Annotated in this window: 5 protein-coding genes and 1 pseudogene; 1 reads left to right on the top strand and 5 read right to left on the bottom strand. The window is 37.2% G+C overall.

What is annotated here, in order from left to right; all coding sequences use genetic code 11:
• The 4 genes and pseudogenes from F9U64_RS23035 to F9U64_RS12415 form a co-directional block, all read right to left on the bottom strand.
• Positions 1–420, bottom strand: a 420-nt coding sequence (locus F9U64_RS23035) for a TRAP transporter large permease subunit (protein WP_228275697.1), incomplete at its 3' end; no start/stop codon positions are given.
• On the bottom strand, positions 417–905 hold the full coding sequence (locus tag F9U64_RS12425) for a TRAP transporter small permease (protein WP_153403889.1): 489 nt from the start codon (positions 903–905) through the stop codon (positions 417–419). The genes F9U64_RS23035 and F9U64_RS12425, both read right to left, overlap by 4 nt.
• Before the next feature lie 53 nt (positions 906–958).
• Positions 959–1972 carry a TRAP transporter substrate-binding protein gene (locus tag F9U64_RS12420; protein ID WP_153403886.1) on the bottom strand — a complete coding sequence of 338 codons (1014 nt, stop codon included), beginning with the start codon at positions 1970–1972 and terminating at the stop codon, positions 959–961.
• 28 nt (positions 1973–2000) lie between these two features.
• Positions 2001–2692: pseudogene (locus tag F9U64_RS12415) on the bottom strand (triose-phosphate isomerase family protein).
• 427 nt (positions 2693–3119) lie between these two features.
• Between F9U64_RS12415 and F9U64_RS12410 the strand changes: the two are divergent.
• Positions 3120–3395, top strand: a complete 276-nt coding sequence (locus tag F9U64_RS12410; protein ID WP_153403883.1) for an HPr family phosphocarrier protein — start codon at positions 3120–3122, stop codon at positions 3393–3395.
• 151 nt (positions 3396–3546) lie between these two features.
• Here F9U64_RS12410 and F9U64_RS23030 read toward each other — a convergent pair.
• Positions 3547–4408, bottom strand: an 862-nt coding sequence (locus F9U64_RS23030) for a nucleotide-binding domain containing protein (RefSeq protein ID WP_323125845.1), incomplete at its 5' end; no start/stop codon positions are given.

Genomic DNA, 4408 nt, shown 5'->3' with positions numbered 1-4408 from the left:
AATGACAGCTGTGGCGAATTTTTTATCATAACCTTCTTTTATCATGGCAGGTATCATCATTCCGCCTACTGCTGCTACGGTTGCCGGACCGGATCCTGATATAGCCGCAAAAAACATAGAGGTTAATACGGCAACAACTGCTAAACCACCTGTTATATTTCCGACAATTACCTTACCGAAATTCATTAATCTTTCTGAAATTCCTCCACCACTCATTAATTCACCAGCAAGGATAAATAATGGAACAGCAAGAAGAGGGAATGTATCTAATGATGTTACCAAATCCCGGAACACACCTTCAGAAGGAATCGCCGGGATGAAAGCCATTGATAATACTGTGGCAATCCCCAGAGCAATTCCAACTGGTACTGTTAAAATTAACAATAGAATTAAAGTACCGAATAAAATCAGGGATATCATACATCCACCTCCTCATTGTTTCTCCATCTGATAATCATATTCCACTGGCTCTGGATGAGTCTAATCAATGTAAGACTAAAGCCAATTAATGTCGATGCATACACCCACCCATAGGATATACCTAAACCCGGTGTCATCCTGGAGATCTCAAATACAGTTGTAGATCCATAGTAAACAGCCATAATGGCAAAAACCAGGAAAACAAGATTAGAGAAAGTGCTGATAATAAACTTACCATTTCTCCTGAAAAGTAAGCCTAAGGAGTCTATTTTAATATGTTTATTTTTCTTTACCGCATAACTAACTCCGATAAATACACTCCAGATAAATACATATCTCGCTAGTTCCTCTGTCCACGAAAACGTTATCCCTGTTACATTTCTCATCACAACTTGCAAAAATAATGTAGCAACTAATACTGTTGTCAAAATAATTAGTACATACTCTTCGAAATGGCGATCTAAATATTTTAATACTTTCTTCATATGCAGTCCCTTACCTTCATTTAAGAGTTAATCTTTCTTATGGAATAATTAAATTATTCTTCATTTGTTTTTGCTGCTTCTATTTCTGCCAGGAATTCATCCATAAATTCCTGACCAGCTACTTCAGCGTAGCCCTCCACTACATCAGCTACCGCTTCTCGGAATGGTTCTTTATCTGGTTCATTCACTTCCATGCCTGCATCCACTAATTCCTGCAATAACTTGTCATCATTGTTTTTAATCGAGTCACGGTGGAACTGGGCTGCTTCAGTAGCAGCTTCCTGGATGATTACCTGCTGTTCTTCTGAAAGTGATTGCCAGAAATCATCACTAACCGCCATTGGAAGCGCTGTATATTGGTGCCCCGTCATAGAAATGTAATTCTGCACTTCATTAAACTTACTTGCATGAATATTGGCAATCGGATTTTCCTGACCGTCAACTGTTCCTTGCTGCAATGCAAGATACAGTTCACCAAAAGCCATTGGCGTTGCATTCGCACCAAGTGCATTCAATGTATCAAGGGATACCTCCGCCTCTGGTGTTCGTATGATTAAGCCATTCAAATCTTCTGGCGTTTCAATTGGGCGGCTGCTATTGGTAATATGCCTCATTCCATTTTCATAGAAAGCTAATATACGAATATTATGTTCTAATAATGGTTCTGAAACCATATCTCCCACCTTGCCATCAAGCACTTCCCATGCATGCTCATAACTGTCAAATAAATACGGAAGATTCGTAGCTCCCATTAAAGGATCATATTGTGTATAAATATCTGTACCTGCCAACACAATTTCCAGATTATTCAAGGAAACGTTTTCAAGCATTTCGGCTTCAGTACCAATGGTTTCGTTTGCAAAAACATTAACTGTAATATCCCCGTTTGATTTCTCTTCTACAAGTTCTTTAAACTTCATGGCCGCTTCGTGCCTTACATTCGTTTCGGCCGATCCGTGACCAAAGTTTATCTGCAGTTCACCACTTGCAGCCCCAGTGTGAGTACTGCAAGCTGCCAGAAGTGAAAAGAGTAATCCTGCTAAGAATAACTGTACTATTTTTTTCATATTACTTCCTCCCAACATTCCATTTCCCCTAGTAATTTTTCTCTATTGTCAACAGGATTTCTTTGAAAGAGGCCATATCCCATGCAGCCCTGCCGATAAATAATCCGTTTACATTTTCTATTCTCAGATAATCTTCATAATTACTTAAGTTGACACTTCCACCATATAAAACAGGGATCTCGTTTCCTTGCTCTTCATACAGTTCGATTAATAACTCACGGATATTATCATGTTGCTTTGCTACATATTCCGGTTCTGCTGGAACTCCCTTTTCCCCTATCGCCCATACCGGCTCGTAAGCAATCATAATATTGTCTAAATCTTGCTTTTGGACACCTTTTAACGCTATCTTTATTTGTTCTCTGATTCTTTCTTTGCCAACCTGATTATCTTTATCTGAATGATCTTCCCCCACACAAATAAGTGGCGTTAATCGGTGTCTTACCGCTGCTAATACTTTTTTATTGATATCAATATCATTTTCGTTGTAATATTGTCTTCTTTCAGAGTGACCTAATTCCACTAAGTCTAAGTTCAGTTCTTTAAGCAATGCATTGTTTGGGCACCTAATTTCACCCCTGAGCCTTCAAGATCTTGTTTAATTGTTGTAAGATGAGGAAATGACGGGATAATAAACAATTCCAGTTTTGAAGTCAACGCTTTCTTAACTTCCAGTAACTGTTGAACATATTCTCTCCCTTCCTTCAGGTTCTTTGTCATTTTCCAGTTGGTTCCTATAAAAATTTTTTGCTTCTTCATCTTAATACCATCCTTTATTATCAGTAAGTTGTAACTGCTTACTAATCTTTCACTAAATTATTGAATGTATCTATTACGATAATAAATGATTACAACATTTTTGTCAATTTCTTTTTTTTATTTTCGTTTTGATAAATTTTACTTTCGTATGCTATTCACTTGCTCATAAGCTTATATAACTTCAATTTGATTAGTTAGTTTAATTTATAAACGAAGAATTATGACAAATAAAGGTGAGAATAAGCTCTAAATAATGGCTATTTGCCCAAAAGGTAACAAATAAAATCTTATTTTAATTATTATATATTTGTGGATTTTTTGTATTTTTTTTCGTATACTATCAAAAAAGGATGTTTCAGCAGGAACACCTTGCTTGGGAGGAATGGATATGAAAGATTTTAAGAAACAGGTTGTAGTGGATATCACAGAATCACAGACAATTGTAGAATTAAGTTATTTATTACAAAAATACGACTCAGAAATTTTTATTTTGAATGTAAGTAAAAACCATGTGCAAGAAATTAATCCAAAAAGTATTCTTGGACTAGCGACACTGCAGCTGAAAAACGGAACAGAGATTACCGTGCGTGCTGTAGGAGATGATGCAGAAGAAGCTGTAATGGAAGTTACAAAATTCCTGCAAAGTGCTAAACATACTGATTAATATTGTGGAGATAGAATGGAGTACAAACAGCTGCTCCATTCTTTTTTATTATCAAACAAAAGACTCACCATTTTTAACGGTGAGTCTCCAAGTTCCAAGTATAAGAACACCTGACACTTTCGCTAAAAAGACCGAGCGAATGCGAGTTTTCCTAAGCTTCATTTAATACTTCCTGCTTATTCGCTTCTGCAAAAATTCTTTCCACTATCTTTATGGCAGTGTTTTGTTCACCAGTTAAGCCACCTTTACCGACAATTACTAATCCTTCATGCTCACCACCAAGAATTGTACCAAGATCCGCTTGAGGAATTACATAATCTAACAGCTGGATCCCTTTTGTGCCTAACTGTTTTAATGTATGAACCATTGTATCTCCACCGGTCATATAGATACCTTGCACATCATCCGTTTGACTAAGAATTCCTTTCGTAATATCTCCCAGCCCTCTGTTAATATTATCTGCAGCTTCTCCGTGGTATAAATTTAATTCTTTCTCACGTTCTGTCAAATTAATTCTTTCTCCAGTTAAGCATGTTTCTAATACGAGAACATGGACATCATCGGTTTTCATTTTTTCCAACGCTTTATCCATCGCTCTGTGAACTTCTTCTACAGAAGCAGCATTTTGTGGAATCAACTTATCTGCTGAAACGGGAACAGAAACAGCCCATTCGTTTTGCAAAAGGGTCTCCATTTGGACTTTTGTTACTGGTGTAGCACTTCCAGCGACCACTAATACTTTTCCATTCAAATCTGCCATGGACTGATCTTCCGCTGACTTCCTATCTTGTGTCGCACATCCATTCCATTCGGCCAGTTTTGCAGTAAACGGACCAGGATCAATCGCTAAAACGTTCCAGTCTAATGAATATACAGCTTCAGCAAGAAGAGATACGTCTTCCAATGAAACTGCATCTGCGATAATTATTTCTGCACCTTTTTCTTTCTCCACTTCTAATGCTTTTTTTACCGCTTCTTTTCCTGACAAAAGAATATCCAATGAGACTGTTCCG

Source organism: Gracilibacillus oryzae (assembly GCF_009498735.1).
GTDB classification, from domain to species: Bacteria; Bacillota; Bacilli; order Bacillales; family Amphibacillaceae; genus Gracilibacillus; species Gracilibacillus oryzae.
The sequence above is the reverse complement of the archived record's forward strand: the minus strand, read 5'-3'. Positions and strand labels throughout refer to the sequence as shown.